Origin of the sequence: Corallococcus sp. CA047B (assembly GCF_003612065.1) — a bacterium.
Classification (GTDB): domain Bacteria; phylum Myxococcota; class Myxococcia; order Myxococcales; family Myxococcaceae; genus Corallococcus; species Corallococcus praedator.
This window is the reverse complement of the sequence record NZ_RAWD01000159.1, coordinates 1-21347: the sequence shown is the minus strand read 5'-3', so window position 1 is coordinate 21347 and position 21347 is coordinate 1. Positions and strand designations below refer to the sequence as shown.

Sequence of the window (21347 nt, the reverse complement as noted above, 5' to 3'; positions counted from 1 at the left end):
CCACGCCCCCGCATCCCCGCTTCACGAAGAACCTCCCCGCGCGCACGTCGCCCGGGGAGGTTTCTTCATTTCAAGCCGCTCACGCCGAAAGCGAGGTGGGCTCTTCCTGTTCGCGCTCCTCGCGGGAGCGCTGGGCGGACACGGACGGCAGGGTGTGCACGCGCGCGACGAGACACGCCGCGCTGCCTCCGGCCAGGTGGAACTGATCCAACTTCACGCTGACGGCCCGGCGCCCCAGCCCGCGCAGCAGCGCCTCCACACGGGGCACGCGCGCGCCGACAATCACCGTGTTGCCCACCTCCACCAGGTTGAGGCCGAAGGCGAGCGCGTCCTCACGCGCGACGGGCACCACCTGCTGGATGCCCTCCGTGCGCGACAGCGTGCGGAGGGACTCGGGGGTGAAGGCCTCGGGACACACGAGCGCGGTGCCGTCGGACAGCACGGTGAGCGCGGTGTCCAGGTGGTAGAGGTACGGGTCGCACAGCTCCAGCGGCGTGACGGGCGCGTCGAGGAAGGCCTCCAGCACGCCCGCGGCCCGGTGGGTGGAGCGCTGGCCCCAGCCCAGCAGCGCGCCTCGCCCCTGGGGCAGCATGGCCACGTCGCCACCTTCGATGTGCACGCGCCCCGGCTCGATGACGTCGAAGCCGCGCGCGGACAACCACCGGGCGCGGGCGCTCTGCTCACCCCGGCGCTGCCCGTGGCGCATGGTGGCGAGCAGCGCGCGCAGCTCGCCTTCCTGCGACACGAGCACCGCGTTGTCCTTGGCGAAGACGGAGTCGTACGCGCCGTGGACGAAGGGCAGCTCGAAGAAGCCCGCGCCCGCTTCGCGCAGGGTGCGCAGGAAGGCCCGGTGTTGCGAACAGGCCCGGCGCCACGCGACGGCGCCCACCCTCATATGTGGATTGATGTTCCACGCGACCTGATACGCGCAGTCACGGGAGCGAACATGGTCCTTCTCGCAACGCACCTGACTGACGGCGAAGGTGGCAGGAGCGAAGTGGCCGGTGTGCAAGGTCATCCCCATACATGTGGTCGGAAGGCACTCCCGCCTTCCGAAGACGTGTAGAGAGGGTGCGCACCATGAGCGGGCTTGGCGAGGTGGTGGGGAACGTGGGAGCAGGGGTTGAGGATGCCCGCCTGTCCGAGCAACTGCATCGGACCCTCTTGCGCTTCAACCACGCTCGACTGGCTCCGGGATTTCCCACTGAAGGCTGGCGAGCGGGCGTGCAGGCGGAGACGCAGTTGCGCCTGCTGGAGGGCGAGTACGTGGAGGCGGAGCGACAGCGCATGGCGGCATGGGCCGCCGAAGCGCCCGAGGACGCGGACGGTTTCATCGCGTGGTTCGAGGACCTGAAGGAGACAGGACCCGGGCAGCAGGATCCGCTGTTCCCGTGGCTCGCGACGCAGGCGTCCCTGGAGCAGATGCGCTGGTTCCTCACGCAGGAGGTCGCGGGTGAAGCCGGCTTCGACGACCTGGTGGCGCTGACGCAGTTGCAGTTGCCCACGCAGGCGAAGCTGGAGCTGGCGCGCAACTACTGGGATGAGATGGGCCGCGGGCGCGAGGACGCGATGCACGGGCCGATGCTCGCGGAGATGGCGGCGAAGCTGGGCCTGAAGCCCACGGACGAGGACACGGTGTGGGAAGCGCACGCGCTGGCGAACCTGCTCTGCGCGTTCGCGTTCAACCGCCGCTACACGTACCACGCGGTGGGCGCGCTGGGCATCGTGGAGGAGACGGCACCGGGCCGCACCGCGTGCGTCAACGAGGGCCTGAAGCGCCTGGGCTTCGACATGCGGGTGCGGCGCTACTACGCGGTGCACTCCACGCTGGACGTGAAGCACTCGGAGACGTGGAACCGGGAGGTGCTGCGTCCGCTGGTGGCGGCGAACCCCGCGTGCGCGAGGCCCCTGGCGGAAGGCGCGCTCTTGCGGCTGTCCGCGGGCGCGAAGTGCTTCGAGCGCTACCGCCGGGAGCTGGGCCTGGAGCTGAAGTCGCTCAGCTGAAGAAGGCAGGGCGCGCGCCTGGCCGTCCTTCCCTCCGGGACCTTGCGCGTGTGCGCTGGGCCCGGGGGTGCGTCGTGCAGCGGACGGCGCTCGCGGCGGCTCGCGGCGGGAGGGATGCGCCGCGAAAGGGGGGGACGCCAGCTTGGGAGGCCGTTGCCAAAGCTTCCCTGCTGGAGGTCCCGATGTCCCTGTTCCGAATCGCCTGCGTGGTCGTGCTGGCCCTGACGGCGTGCGCCTCCCCGGGCACGTCCTTCGACGACGTGATGCGCCGCACGCAGCCCTTGATGCCCAAACGGCCGGATCCGACGACCTACGGCACCCGGCCGGAGAACCCGGTGCGGGTGGGCTGGGGCGACAAGGGTGTGCTGGCGTATTTCGGTCTGTTGCGCGGGCCGGAGGGACAGCCGGTGGCGTGGCGCCGGATGGGGGACTGCTGCGAGTTCACCCAGGTGGACGGACGGGCCAACGAGCGCGGCCGGCTGTCCATCTTCGAGGTGACGTACGAAGGGTTGGACACCCCCGTGGTGCTCTACGTGGACGCGTACACCGGCGGGTCCGTCTACGCGCCCTGGGGCTTCACGTTGGAGGGAGGCCCGGACGCGCCGCCGCCGCCGGGGACCGAGCCGGACATCATCGACCTGTAGCAGCGAGCCCCCGGTCGGGCGTGCGCCACCCCCTTCCGGATGGCCCTCATCATGCCTAGATGCAGGGTTCGGGCGGGCAGGCCGGAGCCCGGGACGCGGGCGTGACTTTTCCGGAGACCCCCTCCGTCACGCTGGAAAGTGGAAGTTTCCCGCCGCGGGCGGTCCTCCCGGTTAGCCATGGGAGGTGCGGCCCACGCGGCGCTGCGCTAAGCGTTCGACCGCTCTCCCGACGGAGGAGGAACCGTGGCGGCTGTGAAGAAGAAGCGTTGGCCCTATGTGCTGGGGGGCATCCTCGTCCTCCTTGTCGCCATCGTGGCGGTGGTGCTGTGGCGCCTGGACGCCATCCTGTTGAAGACGGCGCGGGATCAGGCGGCCACGTATTCGCAGAAGCTCGGGCGCCCCATCGAGATTGGCGACATCTCCACGAAGCTCTTTCCCCATGTCGGCGCGCAGATCGAGAACGTCGTCGTGGGCCCCGCGGAAGGTGAAGACCTGCCGCTCGCGGAGCTGAAGACGGTGGACGTGAGCGTCGCGGCGATGCCGCTGCTGACGTCGAAGGGCAAGGACATCCAGGTCAAGAACGTGGAGGTGTCCGGCCTCACCGTGAACGTCCTCCGGTTGGCGGACGGCACCACCAACGTGCAGCGCCTCCAGGAGAAGTGGGCCTCGCAGCAGCCCAAGGAGGAGACGCCGGAGGAGGAGACGCAGCCCACGGACCTGTCGGGCGTGCACGTGGAGCGCGCGGCGCTCACCGACGGCACCATCCGCTTCGTGGACCGCGCGGGCGGTCAGCAGGCGCGGGAGCTGGCGGTGCGCGACCTGGACATCGAGGTGAAGGACCTGCGCGTGGGCAAGCCGCTGAAGGTGGACCTGGCGGCGGCGGTGCTCGCGGAGAAGCAGAACCTCAAGATGACGCTCCAGGCGGCGCCGCTGCCGGCGACGCTGGTGCCCACGCCGGAGCAGGTGACGCTGAAGGCGGAGCACATCGACCTGTCGCCCCTGGGGCCGTTCCTGCCGCCGGACGTGGGCCTGCAGGCGGGCACGCTGGACGCGGACTGGAAGGCGGACCTGGGCGGCGCGGTGCCCGGCGGCAAGGGCCCCACGAAGCTGGTGGGCGTCATCAAGGCGCTGGGGATGAAGTTCGCGGGCTCGGAGGGTGGCAAGGCGCTGGACGTGGTGCTCGACACGGACGTGACGGGCGACATGGAGACGGGTGACCTGGCGCTGGACAAGCTCAAGCTGGACCTGGGCCCCGCGGCCATCACCGGCAAGGGCAAGGTGAAGGGGCTGCTCACGGACAAGCCGGCCGTGGAGGGCTTCGAGCTGGTGGGGCGCAACCTGGATCCCGCCGTGCTCGCCGAGTACTACCCGCCCCTGAAGAAGCAGCTCAAGGGCATGGTGGCGGGCCCCATCGGGCTGGACGTGCGCGGCAGCGGCACGCAGGCCGAACAGGCCATCAACATCGCGGTGAACCTGACGCCGGTGCGGCTGCGGGTGCCGGACCAGTTGTCCAAGGAAGCCGGCGGCGCGATGACGCTCAACGCGAAGCTGACGGGCGCGGCGGCCAGCGGCGGCGCGCTGCGCTTCGACGCGAAGGCGGACCTGGACGGCGTGGACATGCGGCCGGGCCTGCTCGTGAACAAGGCGCCCGGACAGCGGCTGGATGTCGCGGCGGCGGGCACGTACACGCCGGCGAAGACGGGCAGCGGGATGACGGTGAACGTCACCAGCATGACCCTGAGCGCGCTGGAGGACACGGTGTCGGGCACCGCGACGGTGTCGCTGGCCGGCACGGGCAAGAAGGCGACGACGACGTTCAAGGCCGCGGTGAAGAGCGCGCGGCTGGATGCGGACAAGTTGTTGATGAGCGAGGAGGAGGTCCTCGCGCGCACGGGCGGCAAGCCCCCGCCCGAGCCGCCGGTGGAAGCCACGCGCTTCAACGGCTACCGGGGTGACATCCAGTTCGCCATCGCGTCGCTGCGCTTCACGAAGATGGACCTGAGCCAGGTGACGGGCGTCGTGAAGATGGTGGACGACCTCATCACGGTGGAGAAGTTCTCGACGGGCATCTACGGCGGCAAGGTGGTGGCGGACGGGACGACCATCCGCCTGGGCCCGTCGCCGGAGGCGCGGCCCTTCTCCGCGAAGGTGCAGGTGCAGGGCATCGAGATGGCGCAGGCCCTGGCGGAGCGCACGCCGAAGCAGGTGATGACGGGCAAGTTCAACGGCAACGTGGACGTGCAGGGCGTGGGCTACACGCCGGAGAAGCTGCAGCAGACGCTGCTGGGCGGCATCAGCGGCAACCTGCTGGAGGGCACGTTCCTGGGCAAGGACCTGGTGTCGTCGGTGACGGGGCCGCTGGCCAAGGCGGTGCCGTTCGCCAAGGGGCTCAAGAGCGGCGACGTGACGTCGCTGGGAGAGAACCTGCCCTTCAGCGTGACCATCAAGAACGGCGTGGCGCAGCTGAGCAAGCCCATCACCTGGACGCGGCCGGAAGCGGCGATGAGCTTCGATGGCGGCATCAAGCTGGACGGCACCCTGGACCTGACGGGCGGCGTGTCGCTGACACCCGCGACCATCAAGGCGCTGACGGCGGGCAAGGTGACGCCGACGGAAGCCATCCCGGTGGGGCTGAAGCTGTCGGGCAAGGCGTGGAGCCCGGAGGTGACGGGCATCGACGTGAAGCCGGCGGCGACGACCATCCTGAAGCTGGCGGGCTCGTCGGTCGCGGGCAGCCTGCTGGGTGAGAAGGGCAAGGCCGTGCAGGACATCATCACGGGCGGCCAGGACAAGGCCAAGGCCGACGCGGAGGCGCGCGCCAACGAGGAGAGGAAGAAGCTGGAGGACAAGGCCCGCGCCGAGCAGGAGAAGGCGAAGCAGCGCGCGGAGGAAGAAGCGAAGAAGCGGCTCAAGGGCATCTTCGGCGGGAAGTAGTCGCCACGAAGTCCGCGAGTGGCATGCGCGCCGCGGAGCTCCAACGGGAGCTTCGCGGCGTTCGTGTTTCCGCTCCCTGGCGTAGGCTTGTCACCCATGCGCACCCGGTTCACGCGGCTCGAAGTGGACGGCTTCCGCTCACTGCGCGGCGTGGTGCTGCACCCCGAGCCGCTGGAAGTCCTGCTGGATGCGGATGGCACCGCCACCCGCGACCTCATCGCGTTCTTCACGCTCCTGCGCGAACTGGCGCACGGCCGGCTCCAGCAGCACCTGTCCCAGCCCGGCGTCACGGACGGCCTGCGCAGCCCCGTGAAGCTGTCCCTGGCCGTGGATTGGAACACCTACCGCGTGGAGTTCCAGCGCTTCCCTGACGGCGTATGGCGCCTCGTGGAGGAGGAGCTGGACCTGCTGGCGGGCGTGTCCGTGGAGCTCATCGCGCCCGGGCAGAAGCAGCCGCCCTCCGAGGAGGCCCAGCTCCGCACCTACGCGGACCTGCCCCCGGCGACGGAGCCCGAAGTGCGAGGCACCGACGCGGAGGAGGAGGACCGGATGGTGGGCGGCATCGTCCAGTGGGGCATGACGATGATGGCGCGGCTGCTGCGAGGCTTCCGCGTCCAGCCCGCCGGGGCCTTCGAACAGGACGAAGACTCCTTCCTCGTCCTGGAGGAGCCCGACGTGGACCTGCCCGCGAATGCCTTCTGGGACCGGGTCCAATCCGCTCGCGCGGCGTCCCTGCGGGTCCCCGTGCTGCTCTTCACGCCGTCGGTGGCCCTGGCGGACGCCTTCGACCTGCAAGACGTCCAGCGCGTGGAGACCACCGCCGACGGCACGACCTCCTTCCGGCCGCTGCAGGCCCGGAAGGAGCGGAACGGTTAGGCGTTACTGCGTGGCGCCGCCGCGCGCTTCCCAGCCGGAACCGCCACCGGCGCCGCCCCGGGGACCTCCGCCGCGCGGGGCCGAGTCCTCACGGCGCATCTCCAGGTACTTGGCCTGCTGATCCGCGCTGAGCACCTTCTGCATCTCCTGGTCGGTCTGCGTGCGCAGCTCGCGCATCTGCCGGCGCACGTCCTGGCGGGGCTGACCGTTGCCGCCCGATGACATCAGCGCCTGGCGCTTCGCGTCCTCGGCCTGGAGCTGCCTGGTCAGCTCCTGCTCCTGGCTGTAGCTGAGCCGAGCGTCGGTGATGAACGTCTTGAGGCGCTCGCTGCGTTCGGCATCCGCCTGCGTCCGCATCTGGTCGATCTGCTGCTGCCACTGCTGGCGCTGCTCGGTGCGCTGCTCGTCCTGCACCGTGCGCAGGATCTCCTTCAGCGACTGCTTCCCGCTCTCGGAGTTCAGCGCCTCGCCCACCATCACGGCACGCACCTCCTCGCGCAGCTTCGCCACCTCGGCCTCCAGGCCCGCGGGCGCGGGACCCGAGCCGCCCGGGGTCGTGCCGGGCTGCTGCTCGAAGGCCATCATCCGGCGCGACAGCAGCTGCACCGTCTCCTCCAGGGCCTTCACGCGCGTCTGGAGCGCCCGGACGTCCGCGGACGTGTCCTGCACACGGGGCGCGGCGTCCGTCGCCGGAGCCTCCGAACGACCGGGCCCCCACAGGGCCACGCCGAGCGCCACCGAAGCCAACCCCACCGATGCGATGCCGAGAATGCGATTCATGATGTTCCTTCTGACGGAAGACCCGGCCGCCTATTCCATCGCGCTCCCGGGCGCCGCCTTCACGCCTTCATCCTCCCACCCGCACGCCCCGCGAGGAAACGTCCGTGCGCGCGTGCCTGCCTGCTCCCCGTCTCGCGAGCGTTGACCTCGCCCGGCGGGACACGGAGAGTCCCGCGCCATGACGCTCCGTCCCATTGCCGAAGTCGGCGCCGAGCTGGGCCTCGCGCCGGAAGATGTCCTCCCCTGGGGTCGCGACCGCGCCAAGGTGTCCCTGGACGCCCTGGGCCGCCGCTCGCGCCAGGGCCGCATGGTGCTGGTGTCGGCCATCAACCCCACCCCTCCCGGCGAGGGCAAGACCACCATGTCGGTGGCGCTGGCCATGGGCCTGCGCCAGCGCGGGCGCAAGGCGGTGGCGGCCCTGCGCGAGCCGTCCCTGGGGCCCGTCTTCGGGGTGAAGGGCGGCGGAACAGGTGGAGGCGTGGCCAGCCTGGAGCCCGCGGCGGACATCAACCTGCACTTCACCGGCGACCTGCACGCCATCACCAGCGCGCACAACCTGCTGTCCGCGCTGGTGGACAACGCCGTGTACTACGGCCACCCGGTGGTGCTGGAGGGCACGAAGGTGCGCTGGCGCCGCGCCATGGACATGAACGACCGGTTCCTGCGCAACGTCATCGTGGGGCTGGGCGGCAAGGCGCACGGCGTACCGCGCGAGACGTCCTTCGACATCACCGCCGCCAGCGAGGTGATGGCCATCCTCGCGCTGTCGGAGAACCTCCAGGACCTGGAGGCGCGGCTGGGGCGCATCGTGGTGGGACAGGCGCCGGACGGCTCGCCGGTGCGCGCGAAGGACGTGAACGCGGCGGCGTCCATGGTGGCGCTGCTGAAGGACGCGCTGATGCCGAACCTCGCCCAGACGCGCGAGGGCGGACCGGCCATCGTGCACGCGGGGCCCTTCGGCAACATCGCGCACGGCTGTTCGTCGGTGGTGGGCACGCGGCTGGCGCTCGCGTACGCGGACGAGGTGGTGACGGAAGCGGGCTTCGGCTTCGACCTGGGCGCGGAGAAGTTCCTGGACATCAAGTGCCGCGGCGCGGGCGTGTGGCCCCGGGGCGTGATGCTGGTGGTGACGCTGCGGGCGCTCAAGCACCACGGGGGCGCGAGCGCCGCGCAGGTGGCGGAGCCGGACCGGGAAGCGCTGCTGCGGGGCTTCAACCACCTGGAGAAGCACCTGGAGTCGGTGGCCGCGTTCGGCCTGCCGGCGGTGCTGTGCGTGAACCGCTTCCCGCAGGACACGGCGGAGGAGCTGGACGAGCTGCGCGCGTTCGCGAAGGCGAGGAACGTGGGCATCGCGGTGTGCGACGGCTTCACGAAGGGCGGCGAGGGCTCGCTGGAGCTGGCGGACACGGTGCTGGCGATGCTGGACGCGACGGATGCGGCGCCGCCGAAGCCGCGCTTCCTCTACGAACTGGACCAGTCGCCGGAGGAGAAGATCCGCGCCATCGCGCGCACGGTGTACGGCGCGGACGACGTGGCCTTCACGCCCGGGGCGCGCAAGGACCTGGAGACGGCGCGGGCGCTGGGAGGCGCGGGGCTGCCCGTGTGCATGGCCAAGACGCACCTGTCGCTGTCGGATGACCCGACGAAGACGGGCCGTCCCCGGGGCTTCACGCTGACGGTGCGCGAGGTGCGCCTGTCCGCGGGCGCGGGCTTCCTGGTGGCGCTCACCGGCGAGCTGCTCACCATGCCGGGCCTGCCCCGGGAGCCCGCCGCCCGACGCGTCACCGTCCACCCGGACGGTCGCATCACGGGCCTGATGCAGGGCGAGTAGCCCCCAGGGAAACGGGCCGCCCCGGTGCATCCGGGACGGCCCGTGGGCCCTGCGTGTTCCAGCGAGGAAGCGCTAGACGCGGAACGACGTGGACAGCTCCTGGAGCTTGCCCAGCGACGTGTTGATCTGCCCCACCGCCTCTTCGGCGTTGCTGGTGGCCATCACCACGTCGCTCATCATCTCCGACAGCTGCGTCACCACTTCGGTCATCTGGGTGATGCCCGCGTTCTGCTGGGTCACCGAGGCGACAATCTGACGCGCGGCCTGGCTGCTCTCCTGCACCACCTGGGTGATGTCCTTGAGCGTCGTCGCCGAGGCGAGCACCTGTTCGATGCCCTCCTCCATCTTCTGGCTGTCGCCCTCCGCGATGCTCACCGTCTGGCGGATGGCCTGGTTGATCTCCAGGAGGATCTTCCCGATGCGCTGCGTGCTCTGGAGCGACTGACCGCTGAGCGCCCGCATCTCCTTGGCCACCACCGCGAAGCCCCGGCCCTCTTCACCGGCCCGCGCCGCCTCGATGGCCGCGTTCAGCGCCAGCACGTTGGACTGGTCCGCCAGGTCCTTCACGCTGCCGATGATCTCTCCGGCGTGCACGGCCTGCTCGGACAGGTGCCCGATGCTGCCCACCAGCGCGCCCACCCGCTGGCGGATCTGCTGCAGACCCTCCGCGCTGCGCTCGATGGAGACCTGACCGGACGAACTGAACGCGTCCGCCTGCGCCGCGACCTTCAGCACCATCTCCGCGCGGCTGGCCGCCATGCCGGACGTCTGGGCGATCTCCGCGATGGTGGAGCTGGCCTCCGTGAGGCTGCGCGACTGGTTGGTCAGGAAGTTGAGCTGCTCGTGGCTGGCCGTGTTCAGCCGCGCCGCCGCCGCCGTCAGCTCCGTCACCACCGAGTGCAGCGTGCCCGGCACCGAGCGCAGCCGCTTCATCAGCGTCTCGATGCTGCGCGCCAGCTCGCCCACCTCGTCCTGGGCGGACGTGTCGATGGGCTGCGTCAGGTCACCGTCCCGCGCGATGCGCGTCGCCGTCTCCGTCAGCCGCGCCAGGGGCAGCGTCACTTCGCGCAGCAGCCACACCGTGAGCGCCGCCAGCGCCGCGATGCAGGCCACCGACAGCAGCAGCACCCACGTGAGCGTCGTGCCGTGCAGCGACTCCATCTCCGTGAAGGCCTCGCGCTGCGCGGCCTCCTGCTGCGCCGTCACCGCCTCCAGCCCGTCGTGCACGGTCTTGTGCGCGGGTGCCAGCTTCGCCAGCGCCTCGTCGGCGCCCGCGCTGTTCTGGGCCGCCAGCGACACCACCTTGGATGCCTCCTGCCAGTAGCCCGTGAAGGCCTCCTGCAGTGCCTCCACCCGCGCGACGTCCACGTCCTTCATGCCGCGCAGGGCCTTGAGGCCCGTGGTGAGCTCCGTCACCTGGGCTTCCAGCGTCTGCCGCTGCACCGCGTGCAACGCCACCGCGTCGCCCACGTCCTGGTGCAGCGCCGCGAAGCCCGCGCGCGCCGTCTGCGCCTGGCTCACCGACGGGGCCAGACTGAAGCCGATGCGATCCGAAGCCGCGCGCGTGCGCGTGCCCAGCCCCACCGTCACCGCCACGATGGCCACCAGGAACACCGACGCCACCACCGGCAGCACCATCATCTTCTGCTTGAGCCTCAACGCCATCACACACCCCCTCGCGGGCCCACGTCAGACATCCCGATGAAGCGCGGGGGTGCATCCCCGCGGGGCCTGCTGCGCCAGCTCATTGTCGCTCATCCTTCCGCGGCCCGGGCGGGCCCCGCCGACGGTTGAGGCCCCGTCGAGGTCCGTAGGATAGACAACACCTCTCCCCCCGACTCAAGCCCGCGACCCTTGAAATATCGAGTAAACGGGTCGGGATTGCCCCGTAGGGTCCCCCGGGACACTTCGCCCTGTCAGGTGGGACCTGCCTCGCAGGACGTTCCACGTCAGAGGTAGGAGCTTACGGCACACGCTGGCGCGATCATTCCAGCCCGCCGGAACGACGCCCGGGTGCTGGGCGAACCGTGGGTCCGTCGTTCAGCGGTGAAGGATGTCACGGTGCGTCGGGTGCGCCGGGTAGGGGTGGAGGGTGGCCTCGGCCTGGGCGAGCAGGGAATGGGCTTCATCGGCGGTGGTGGTCCGCAGCAGCGCGTCACGCAGCGTCGCGGAGTGCAGCAGCGCCGCGATGCGCGACAGCACGCCCAGGTGCAGGCCCGCGGTGTCGGGCGGGGTCGCCATGCCGACGAAGAGGTGCATCCGGCCGTGCTCGGGTCCACCGAAGGCCAGGCCCGCCCGGTGGATTCCCAGACAGGTGACGATGCGCCGCACGCCCCCCACGCGGCAGTGGGGGATGGCCACGCCGCCTTCCATCACCGTGGAGCCCAGGCGCTCTCTTTCGCGCAGGTGGTAGGCGAGCAGGTGCTGCGTCATGCCGGCCTCCGGGGCCAGCAGTCCCGCCAGTTCCTGGAGCAGCGTGTCGCTGTCGCGCGCCTGCAAGGACGGTTGGATCGCCTCCACCGTCAGGAAGTCCATCCACCGCATGTGCCCTGCCTCCCGGCCCGTGGGGCCGCTGCTGTCTCCAAAATCCGCTGTCCACCCCGCCACCGGGCCAACGCATCAGAGAGCGACGGCGACGCGCTCGCGGCCCACCATCACGATGCACGCGGCGAGCACGCGCGCGCTGAACCGGTCGCGCTCGCTGTCCTCGAACGCCTGCACGAGCACCTCCGGATCGTCGTCCAGGAACAGCGTGGAGCCCACGCGCTCGAAGACGTGGGCGAGCAGGCTGCGGCAGCAGGTGCAACGCCAGGCCCGCTCCAACGCACGACCCGCGCGGCGGCGAGCGTCCACCAGTCCCTCCGCGCCCAGCATGCGCACCGCCTTGAGCGAGCCCTCCTGTCGGGTCCCGGTGTGGCGCGCCCTGGCGCTCCACGACTTCAAGATGGCGATCATCCCCATGGTTTCCACTCCTGGATGCCGGGGTTCTTCCACCCGGACACCCCCCACCCAGGAGCATCCCGCGTGCCGTCAGGGCGGCGCTCCATTCCCGCGTTCTTGCTGGGGATTCCTCCGCCCTGTCACGCGCGGGATTTCATCCTGCACGGTGACGCCGTGCAGGACGCGGTGTCGGCGGTCGCCTCATCGCCAGGGGTCGCACGCGCGCCAGCCAGCCGAGCAGGAGGGGCGAGCGGATCCGCCATGCGCGGAGGGCGGACGCGGACCTCAGCGCGTGGGGTGCTTGCGGAAGGGCTCCACCTCGCCCCGGCAGGCCGCGTCGCATTCGGAGAAGTGCGTGAGGAAGTCCGCGAGCTGACCGCACTTGCGGGGGAAGCGCGTGCCGCCCCCATCCGGCAGGCACAGCACCTCGAACTCGTCGCGCGTCTCCCGGAACAAGGCCTGGCGCTGCGAGGGCGACATCGCGTTCAGCGCGCGGTTCTCCCCGCCCTGCAACCACAGGAAGACGCCCACCAGCATCAGCAGGAGGATGCCGATCCACGTGCCCCGGCGCACCCAGCGGTCCGGCGCGGGCGTCAGCTCCTTCGCGAAGATGTTGTCCTCGCCCCCTTCATCGGGCGGCGTCCCGTCGTTGCGCATGGGCTCCATTCCATCCATGGCGCGTGCCAGACGCACGGCCGTTCCGCAGCAGACACCAGTCGGCCCCACGTTGCACCCTGCAAGCAGCGTCCGGGCACGACGTTGCGGGATGCAATGCGTCTTCCCGCGCCCTTCCCGCCCGGCATCCAACAAACGGGCCCGGCACACGGCATGCTCTTACACTTGCCCCATGGAAGTCCGTGCCGAGACAGAGACAACGGAGCGCCCCATGCGGGTGCTCGTGGTGGACGATGAGCGCAACATCCGCCACACCTTGAGGGTGTGCCTGGAGGGCTTCGGCTGCGAGGTGCGCGAAGCCGCCACCCCCGAGGCCGCGCTGGCGGCACTCGCCCAGGGACCAGCGGACCTGGCGTTCGTGGACCTGCGCCTGGGCAATGCCTCCGGATTGGAGCTGCTGCCCCGGCTGCTCGCGGAGTCGCCCGCGCTCGACGTCGTCCTCATCACCGCCTATGCGACGTTCGACACCGCAGTGGAGGCGGTGAAGCGTGGCGCGCGCGACTACCTGCCCAAGCCCTTCACGCCCGCGCAGATCCGCCACGTGCTGGAGCGCGCGAAGGCGCAGCGGGAGCTGTCCTCGCACCTGGGCGACCTGGAAGGACAGCTCGCGCAGGCCGTGCCGGAGACCACGCTGGAGACGGCGTCCCCGGCGATGCACGCGGCCATCGGCTTCATCACGCGCGCGGCCACATCCGACGCGGCGGTGCTGTTGCGAGGAGAGAGCGGCACGGGCAAGGGCGTGCTCGCCCGGGCGCTGCACTTCATGAGCGCGCGGCGCAAGCGGCCCTTCGTCACCATCAACTGCCCCACCCTGTCCGAACAACTGCTGGCCAGCGAGCTGTTCGGCCACGCGCGCGGCGCCTTCACCGGCGCGGTGAAGGATCAGCCCGGACGCGTGGAGCAGGCCGAAGGGGGGACGCTCTTCCTGGATGAGGTGGCGGAGATGAGCCCCGCGCTCCAGGCGCAGCTGTTGCGCTTCCTCCAGGAGAAGCAGTTCGAGCGACTGGGTGAGGGCCGCACGCGCAAGGCGGACGTGCGCGTGGTGGCGGCCACGCACCGCGACCTGGAGAAGGACGTGGCGGAGGGGCGCTTTCGCGAGGACCTGATGTACCGGTTGAACGTCCTGGAGGTGAAGCTTCCGGCCCTGCGCGAGCGACCCGAGGACCTGGTCCCGCTGGCCCGCCGCTTCGTCGCCTTCTTCGCGAGGGCCGCGCAGCGTCCGGCACCGGAACTCTCCCCCGCCACGGAGGCCATGCTGCGCGCCTACCCGTGGCCTGGCAACGTGCGCGAGTTGCGCAACGCCCTGGAGCGGGCGCTCATCGTGGGGCCCGCGGGCGTGGTGGAGCCGCAGGCGTTTCCGGAGCGCATCGCGTCCGCGGTGGGCCCCGGCGTGAGCCTGGGAGGGCCGCACACGCTGGAGGACGTGGAGCGCGAACACATCCTGCGCGTGATGGCCTCCACGCCGACGCTGGACGAAGCGGCCCGCCTGCTGGGCATCGACGCGTCCACGCTGTGGCGCAAGCGCAAGAAGTACGAATCGGACGGGAAGCCGGAGGCGTAGCGCGCTGGCATGTGCGCCAGTGCATGCGGACACCGCCCTGGAGTCAGGGGCGCTCAAGGGCGCGCGGCACTTCCGAGCGGATTGCACCCCTGCGCCCGCGTGAAGACCCTGAAGAGGGACCGCCACTCCGGCCGTCCCAGCGGGGGTGACTCATGAACATCATCGACGTGCTCATCCAGCAGCACCGGGACGCCGAGGCCCTCTTCGAGGCCTACCGCGCTGCTCCGGACGAAGAGAAGCCGGAGCTGTGCGTGCGGCTGGCCGAAGCGCTCACGCTGCACAGCACCATCGAGGAGCGCTGGGTGTATCCGGTCGCGCGGAGCGTCGTCGAAGGGCCCCGCATCGACTTCGCGGTGGAGGAGCACGGCGAGATGAGCCAGCTCCTCTCCGAACTGCTGCACGCGCGCCGGGAGACGCGTCGCCGAGAGGCCACGGTGCGGCAACTGGAAGCGGTGGTGGCGCACCACATGGCGGAGGAGGAGCGCGAGGTGTTCCCGCGACTCCGCGAGATGGCGCCGGAGGCGTTCGGCCTGAGCAGCTCCGAAATCGTCAGCTCCGCGTCCAACGCGCGCCGGGAAGCGATGCGCCAGTTGGATGCGCCCGCCGCGCCGTGACGCTCACGCCTCCCCGGACTGCGGCAGCGTGAACCAGAAGGTGCTGCCCTGGCCGGGGGTGCTCACCACGCCCAGCTCGCCGCCGTGTGCCTGGACGATGTCGCGCGCGATGGACAGGCCCAGGCCCGCGCCGCCCGACGGTGCACCCGGAGCGCGGTAGAACTTCTCGAAGATGCGCGCCTGTTCCTGGGCCGGGATGCCCTCGCCGGTGTCGCGCACCTCGAAGCGCACGTGACTTCCGTCTCGCATCACGTGCACCGACACCTCGCCGTCGCGCGGCGTGTGCTTCACGCCGTTGCCCACGAGGTTGCCCAGCACCAACTGCAAGCGCTCCGGATCCACGCGCACCGTCTCCACGTCGTGCGCCAGGGACTGGGACAGCCGTACGCCCCGGTCCTCCGCCACCGTGCGCTGCGCGGCCAGCGCGTGCTCCAGCAGTTCCTCCGTGCGGACCTCTCGGACATCCAGTTGGAGCTGGCCGGACTGGATGCGCGACAAATCCAGCAGGTCGTCCACGATGCCCTGCAAACGCTCGCAGTCCTCGCGCGCCGCGAAGAGCAGGTCCGCCTGCTTCTCCGTCACCTGTCCCACGACGCCCTCGGCGACCAGATGGATGGCCATGCGCAGCGACGTGAGCGGCGTGCGGAACTCGTGCGCCACCGTGGCGACCAGGTCGTTCTTCAATTCGTCGAAGCGCCTCAGCCGCGTCACGTCCTGGAGGATGAGCGTGGCGCCCACCACGTCGCCCATCTCTCCGTGCACCGGGCTCCCGCGCGGCAGGAGCCACCGCCCACCGTCCGGCGAGCCCTCCACCCGCACCGCCTCCTCGTAGCCCCGGGGCTGATACGCACCCCGCCCGCCCACGACGTGCGCACGCACGCGCTCCAGCACCGCGCGCACCTCCGGCTCCACGCGGCCCAGCGCGTCCCCTCCCTCATCCAGCCGCAGGCGCAGCACCTCTTCCGCCGCGGCGTTGACGTTGAGCAACCCACCGTCCGCGCCCAGCACCAGCACCGGGTCGGGCAAGCTGTCGATGGCCGCCTGGGACACCGCCTGGGCCTGGAGCAGCTCCCCCAGACTGCTGCGGCGGTACTGCCCCAGCCGCTCCGCCATCGTGTTGAAGTCCCGAGCGAGCTGCGCGATCTCATCCCGCCCCTCCACCACCGCGCGCGCCTCCCCGTCGCCCTGCCCCAGCCGGCGCACCGCCTGCGACAGCACCGACACCGGCCGCAGCGCCCGCTGCACCAGCGACGTGGTGAAGAACAGGCCGAAGCCCAGCGCGGCCATCACCGACAGCGCCATCAGCGTGTTCACCTGCTCGCTCTGGTGTCGCAGCCGGTCGCTCTTGCGCACCATCGCGTCCTGGTTCAACGCGAGGATGGCGGACGCGGCCGCCTTCGCCTCCTGGAAGGCCGGAGACAGGGACGCGAAGTAGCGCGCACGCGAGGCCTCCGGGTCGCGCTCCTGGAGGAATGCGTCGAACGCGGTCTGGTACTTCCCCCATGCGGCGTGCAGTCGTCGCGTCGCGTCCGCTTCACCGGGCTCGGTGATGTTGCCCTGCTGGATGGCCAGCTCGGACTCCAGCGTGGGCCGCTGCGAGGCCTGCTGGGCCACGCCCCGCTCGCGCTCGCCCGCGATGATGAACAGCGCCGCGCTGTCCATGCGCTCCAGTTGCTCCGTGATGCGCTGGGTGGCGAGCACGCTGCGGTAGTTGTCCTCCAGCACCTGCTGACCGGAGCGCCCCACGCGCGCCAGGGTGATGACGGCCAGCGCCCCCAGCAACAGGAGCGCGAGCACCAGCGGCGCCTGGGCCAGGAGCAGTCGGGAGCGCAGCGTCATGAGCGCTTCTCCTCGGTGAGGGGCTCGAAGGACACGACGTGGATGTCGAAGCCGTCCCCTTCGCGCAACAGGCGCGCGTCCGCGGTGAGCCCCAGCCGCTGCCGCCACTTCGCCTGGTTCGAGCGGCCGATGATGATGTGCCCCACGCCGTGCGAGCGCCCGAAGTCCAGCAGCGCCGCCACCGGGTCCTTCGCGCGCAGGCGCACCACCTCCGCGCCCAGCTCCTTCGCCTTCTCGATGTTCGTCAGCAGGTGGCGCTGGGCCTCCGCGTCGATGAGGTGCGGCGCCTCGCCCGGCGTCTCCACGTACACCACGAACCAGTCCGTGTTGAGGCGGCCCGCCATGCGCGAGCCCCGGCGCAGGAGCGTCGCCGCGCGCGGAGGATGGCTGGAGAGGGCCACCAGCACGCGGCCCCAGGCGCCCCCTTTCTGGGAGGGGTCCTCGCCCGCGCGGGCCTGCTTGCCGGTGGTGGCGCGGTCCAGGCTCTCCGCCACCTCGCGCAGCGCCAGCTCGCGCAGGGTGGAGAGGTTGTCGCCGGTGAAGAAGCGCTCCAGCGCATGGGGCACCTTGTCGGGTGCGTAGATCTTGCCCGCCTTGAGGCGCTCGTGCAGGTCCTCCACCGCCAGGTCCAGGTTCACCACCTGGTCAGCGCTCTTGAGGAAGCTGTCGGGCAGCGTCTCTCGCACGGTGACGCCGGTGTTGCGCTCCACCAGGTCGTTGAGGCTCTCCAGGTGCTGCACGTTGAAGGCGCCAATGACATTGATGCCCGCAGCCAACAACTCCTGCACATCCTGGTAGCGCTTGCGGTTGCGGCACACGGGCAGGTTCGTGTGGGCCAGCTCGTCCACGATGGCCACCTGCGGCCGGCGCGCGAGGATGGCGTCCACGTCCAGCTCCTCCACGGAGACGTCGCGGTAGGTGTGGCGCTGGCGGGGCACGACTTCCAGTCCCGCCACCAGCGCCTCCGTCTCCGGGCGGCCGTGCGTCTCGATGAAGCCCAGCACCACGTCCACGCCGCGCGCCTTGAGCGCGTGCGCCTCCTCCAGCATCCGGAACGTCTTGCCCACACCGGCCGCGAAGCCGATGTAGAGCTTCAGCCGGCCCCGCCGACCGCGCTCCACCAGCTCCAGGAAGTCTTCCGCGCGAGGGCGCCGCGTCGTCATGCCAGGGTCTTCCTCAAGGGCTCGCGGGGGCCGGGGCGGGTCCACCGAACTGCCGGTCCATCGCGAGGTTCAACGTGAGCACGTTCACCCGGGGTTCGCCCAGCACGCCAAACGTCCTGCCTTCCACCTGCGACGCCACCAACGCCCGCACGCGCGCAGGGTCCACCCCGCGCGCCCGGGCCACCCGGGGAACCTGCCACAGCGCGGACTCCGGCGACACGTGCGGATCCAACCCGGACCCGGACGCTGTCACCAGCTCACCAGGGACGGGCCCCGGGGCCTCGGGGTTCTCGCGGCGCAGCCGGTCCGCGTCCGCCACCGCGCGGTCGCGGAGCTTCTGGGAGGTGGGGCCCAGGTTGCTGCCACCGGACGCCGTCGCGTCGTAGCCCGAGCCCGCCGCGGATGGACGCGGCTGGAAGTAGCCGGGCCGCGTGAAGCCCTGGCCGATGAGCGCACTGCCCACCTCGCGGCCCTGCTCGTCCTTCGCGAGCGACCCGTTGGCCTCATGGTGGAACAGCACCTGCGCCACGCCGGTGACGACCAGCGGGTACATCACGCCCGTGAGGACCAGCGTGACGACGCTGGCGCGCAGGGCGACGAGGAGAGCGGAGACCATGGTGTTCCAATTCCTTTCAACTCAGGCCAGGCCCACGGTGGTGAGCAGCACGTCGATGACCTTGATGCCCACGAACGGGACGATGACGCCGCCCACCCCATAGAGGAGCAGGCTGCGACGCAGGAGGGCCGCCGCGCCCAGCGGGCGGTAGCGCACGCCTTTCAGCGCCAGCGGGATGAGCGCCACGATGATGAGCGCGTTGAAGATGACGGCGGACAGGATGGCGCTGAACGGCGATGTCAGCCCCATCACGTTGAGCGGAGCAATCTGGGGGAAGACCCCCATGAACAGCGCCGGCAGGATGGCGAAGTACTTGGCCACGTCGTTCGCGATGGAGAACGTCGTCAGCGTGCCGCGCGTCATCAGGAGCTGCTTGCCCACCTCCACCACCTCCAGGAGCTTGGTGGGGTTGGAGTCCAGGTCCACCATGTTGCCGGCCTCCTTGGCGGCCTGGGTGCCGGTGTTCATCGCCACGCCCACGTCCGCCTGGGCCAGCGCGGGCGCGTCGTTGGTGCCGTCGCCCGTCATGGCCACGAGCTTGCCCTTGCCCTGCTCGGTGCGGATGAGCGCGAGCTTCGCCTCCGGGGTCGCCTCCGCCAGGAAGTCGTCCACGCCGGCCTCGCGGGCGATGGCGGCGGCCGTGCGCGGGTTGTCGCCGGTGATCATCACCGTGCGGATGCCCATGGCGCGGAAGCGGTCGAAGCGCTCCTTGATGCCGCCCTTCACCACGTCCTTCAGGTGGATGATGCCCAGCACCCGGGCCCCGTCCGACACCGCCAGCGGCGTGCCGCCCGCGTCACCGATGCGGCCGGCCGCCTGGGACAGCTCCTCCGGCACGGTGCCGCCCTGCTCCTGGGAGTGGCGCACGATGGCATCCACCGCGCCCTTGCGGATGCTGCGCGGGTGCGGATCCACCAGGTCGCAGCCGCTCATGCGCGTCTGCGCGGTGAAGGGCACGAAGGTGGTCTGATGCGCGCGCAGCTCGCGCGGACGCATCTTGTAGGTGTCCTTCACCAGGGTGACGACGGAGCGTCCCTCGGGGGTTTCATCCGCGAGGCTCGCGAGCTGCGCGGCCTCCGCCAGTTCCTCCACGCGCACGCCCGGCATCGGGAGCAGCTCCGTGGCCATGCGGTTGCCCAGGGTGATGGTGCCCGTCTTGTCGAGCAGCAGCGTGTCCACGTCCCCCGCCGCCTCCACCGCGCGGCCACTGAGCGCGAGCACGTTCTTGCGCAACAGCCGGTCCATGCCCGCGATGCCGATGGCGCTCAGCAACCCACCGATGGTCGTGGGGATGAGGCACACCAGCAGCGCCACCACCGCGGTGCCGGACAGGGGCACGCCGGAGTAGAGCGCCAGCGGCACCAGCGTCACGCACGCGAGCAGGAACACCAGCGTGAGGCCCACCAGCAGGATGTGCAGGGCAATCTCATTGGGCGTCTTCTGCCGGGCCGCGCCCTCCACGAGTCCAATCATCCGGTCGAGGAACGACTCACCGGGGTCCACGCTGATGCGGATGACGATGCGGTCGGACAGCACCTTGGTGCCGCCCGTGACGGCGGAGCGGTCGCCGCCGGACTCGCGGATGACGGGGGCGGACTCGCCGGTGACGGCGGACTCGTCCACGCTGGCGATGCCCTCCACCACTTCGCCATCGCCGGGGATGACGTCGCCCGCTTCGCACACCACGCGGTCGCCCTTGCGCAGAGAGGGGGCGGTGACGCGCTCTTCCTGGTTGCTGTCGTTGAGCCGGCGGGCCTGGGTGTCCTGGCGCATTCGGCGCAGGGCGCTCGCCTGGGCCTTACCGCGCCCCTCCGCCACGGCTTCGGCGAAGTTGGCGAAGAGGACGGTGAACCACAGCCACAGCATCACCGACACGGTGAACCACAGCGGGGCACCGTCGTCGCGAGGGGACACCAGGTCCTTGAAGACGAACACGGTGGTGAGGAGGCTGCCGGCCCAGACCACGAACATCACCGGGTTGCGGGCGACGGCGCGCGGGTGGAGCTTCTTGAAGCTCTCCCACACGGCGGGCTTGAGCAGCGTCGGATCCAACAGCGACGCCTGCCGGGAAGCGGGGGCCATGGTCAGTACACCTTTCCGGCCGCGCCAAGGAAGTGCTCGACGATGGGACCGAGTGACAGCGCGGGGAAGAACGTCAGCGCGCCCACGATGAGGACGACGCTCACGAGCAGCCCCGTGAAGAGGACGCCTTCGGTGGGGAAGGTGCCGGGCCCGGGGGCCACGACCTTCTTGCCCACGAGCGAGCCCGCCAGCGCCATCACCGGCACCATCATCAGGAAGCGGCCCGCGAGCATCGACACGCCCAGGCTGATGTTCCAGAAGGGCGTGTTGGCGTTGAGGCCCGCGAAGGCGCTGCCGTTGTTGGCGACGCCGCTGGTGAACGCGTAGAGGATTTCGGACAGGCCGTGCGGCCCGGCGTTGTTGAGCGAGGACGTGCCCTGCGGCAGCACCACGCCCACCGCGGACAGGCCCAGGATGACCAGGGGGAAGACGAGCACGTAGAGCATCGCGAGCTTCATCTCGCGCGCTTCAATCTTCTTGCCGAGGAACTCCGGCGTGCGGCCCACCATCAGGCCCGCGATGAAGACCGCGAGGATGGCCATGACGAGGATGCCGTAGAGGCCCGCGCCCACGCCTCCGAAGATGACCTCACCCAGTTGCATGTTGACCAGCGGCACCAGCCCGCCGAGCGCGGTGAAGCTGTCGTGCATGGCATTGACCGCGCCGCACGACGCATCGGTGGTGACGGTGGCGAACAGCGTGGAGGCCGCGACGCCGAAGCGTGCTTCTTTGCCCTCCAGGTTCCCGTGCTGGAGCACCTGGGCGGAGGCGAGGGCGGGGTTGGGTTG

General features: G+C 70.7%; 18 protein-coding genes. 7 read left to right on the top strand and 11 right to left on the bottom strand.

Annotated features, from left to right (window positions below; translation table 11 throughout):
• Positions 1–79: 79 nt before the first annotated feature.
• Positions 80–1018, bottom strand: a complete 939-nt coding sequence (locus tag D7X74_RS23605; protein WP_120535254.1) for a dimethylarginine dimethylaminohydrolase family protein — start codon at positions 1016–1018, stop codon at positions 80–82.
• 62 nt (positions 1019–1080) lie between these two features.
• Here D7X74_RS23605 and D7X74_RS23600 point away from each other — a divergent pair, with 62 nt between their 5' ends.
• The 4 genes from D7X74_RS23600 to D7X74_RS23585 all read left to right on the top strand — a co-directional run bounded on the left by D7X74_RS23600 (position 1081) and on the right by D7X74_RS23585 (position 6458).
• Positions 1081–2004, top strand: a complete 924-nt coding sequence (locus tag D7X74_RS23600; protein WP_120535255.1) for an iron-containing redox enzyme family protein — start codon at positions 1081–1083, stop codon at positions 2002–2004.
• A 182-nt stretch (positions 2005–2186) separates the two neighbouring features.
• Entirely contained in the window at positions 2187–2648 is a 462-nt protein-coding gene (locus D7X74_RS23595) for a fibril protein (RefSeq protein ID WP_120535253.1), read from the top strand.
• Between the two features lie 243 nt (positions 2649–2891).
• Positions 2892–5582, top strand: a complete 2691-nt coding sequence (locus tag D7X74_RS23590; RefSeq protein ID WP_120535252.1) for an AsmA family protein — start codon at positions 2892–2894, stop codon at positions 5580–5582.
• A 96-nt stretch (positions 5583–5678) separates the two neighbouring features.
• The gene (locus tag D7X74_RS23585; protein ID WP_120535251.1) at positions 5679–6458 is read left to right on the top strand and encodes a hypothetical protein; all 780 of its coding nucleotides are present in this window, start codon (positions 5679–5681) and stop codon (positions 6456–6458) included.
• Between the two features lie 3 nt (positions 6459–6461).
• Here the strand turns inward: D7X74_RS23585 and D7X74_RS23580 are convergent, their stop codons facing one another.
• On the bottom strand, positions 6462–7238 hold the full coding sequence (locus tag D7X74_RS23580) for a hypothetical protein (protein ID WP_120535250.1): 777 nt from the start codon (positions 7236–7238) through the stop codon (positions 6462–6464).
• 178 nt (positions 7239–7416) lie between these two features.
• On the opposite strand from D7X74_RS23580, the gene D7X74_RS23575 reads away from it, so the two are divergent.
• The gene (locus D7X74_RS23575; RefSeq protein WP_120535249.1) at positions 7417–9069 is read left to right on the top strand and encodes a formate--tetrahydrofolate ligase; all 1653 of its coding nucleotides are present in this window, start codon (positions 7417–7419) and stop codon (positions 9067–9069) included.
• Positions 9070–9141: 72 nt separating this feature from the next.
• Here the strand turns inward: D7X74_RS23575 and D7X74_RS23570 are convergent, their stop codons facing one another.
• The 4 genes from D7X74_RS23570 to D7X74_RS23555 all read right to left on the bottom strand — a co-directional run bounded on the left by D7X74_RS23570 (position 9142) and on the right by D7X74_RS23555 (position 12666).
• Positions 9142–10734, bottom strand: coding sequence for a methyl-accepting chemotaxis protein (locus D7X74_RS23570; RefSeq protein ID WP_120535248.1), 1593 nt, complete (start codon positions 10732–10734; stop codon positions 9142–9144).
• A 375-nt stretch (positions 10735–11109) separates the two neighbouring features.
• Positions 11110–11613, bottom strand: a complete 504-nt coding sequence (locus tag D7X74_RS23565) for a PTS sugar transporter subunit IIA (protein ID WP_120535247.1) — start codon at positions 11611–11613, stop codon at positions 11110–11112.
• Between the two features lie 75 nt (positions 11614–11688).
• Positions 11689–12024, bottom strand: coding sequence for a hypothetical protein (locus D7X74_RS23560; RefSeq protein WP_120535246.1), 336 nt, complete (start codon positions 12022–12024; stop codon positions 11689–11691).
• Between the two features lie 270 nt (positions 12025–12294).
• A complete protein-coding gene (locus D7X74_RS23555) occupies positions 12295–12666 on the bottom strand; it encodes a hypothetical protein (protein ID WP_233602217.1) in 372 nt (123 codons plus the stop codon).
• A gap of 229 nt (positions 12667–12895) precedes the next feature.
• Between D7X74_RS23555 and D7X74_RS23550 the strand changes: the two genes are divergently transcribed.
• Both D7X74_RS23550 and D7X74_RS23545 read left to right on the top strand, forming a co-directional pair.
• The gene (locus D7X74_RS23550) at positions 12896–14245 is read left to right on the top strand and encodes a sigma-54 dependent transcriptional regulator (protein ID WP_120535244.1); all 1350 of its coding nucleotides are present in this window, start codon (positions 12896–12898) and stop codon (positions 14243–14245) included.
• 152 nt (positions 14246–14397) lie between these two features.
• Positions 14398–14859, top strand: a complete 462-nt coding sequence (locus tag D7X74_RS23545) for a hemerythrin domain-containing protein (protein ID WP_120535243.1) — start codon at positions 14398–14400, stop codon at positions 14857–14859.
• A 3-nt stretch (positions 14860–14862) separates the two neighbouring features.
• Here the strand turns inward: D7X74_RS23545 and D7X74_RS23540 are convergent, their stop codons facing one another.
• The 5 genes from D7X74_RS23540 to D7X74_RS23520 form a co-directional block, all read right to left on the bottom strand.
• Positions 14863–16698, bottom strand: a complete 1836-nt coding sequence (locus D7X74_RS23540) for an ATP-binding protein (protein ID WP_120535242.1) — start codon at positions 16696–16698, stop codon at positions 14863–14865.
• Complete coding sequence (locus tag D7X74_RS23535) at positions 16695–17861, bottom strand: sensor protein KdpD (protein WP_120535241.1); 1167 nt, start codon at positions 17859–17861, stop codon at positions 16695–16697. Before D7X74_RS23535 ends, D7X74_RS23540 begins: the two co-directional genes overlap by 4 nt.
• A gap of 13 nt (positions 17862–17874) precedes the next feature.
• Positions 17875–18477 carry a potassium-transporting ATPase subunit KdpC gene (gene kdpC, locus D7X74_RS23530; protein ID WP_120535240.1) on the bottom strand — a complete coding sequence of 201 codons (603 nt, stop codon included), beginning with the start codon at positions 18475–18477 and terminating at the stop codon, positions 17875–17877.
• A 21-nt stretch (positions 18478–18498) separates the two neighbouring features.
• Entirely contained in the window at positions 18499–20559 is a 2061-nt protein-coding gene (gene kdpB / locus D7X74_RS23525) for a potassium-transporting ATPase subunit KdpB (protein WP_120535239.1), read from the bottom strand.
• Positions 20560–20561: 2 nt separating this feature from the next.
• Positions 20562–21347, bottom strand: a 786-nt coding sequence (locus D7X74_RS23520) for a potassium-transporting ATPase subunit KdpA (RefSeq protein WP_147446660.1), incomplete at its 5' end; no start/stop codon positions are given.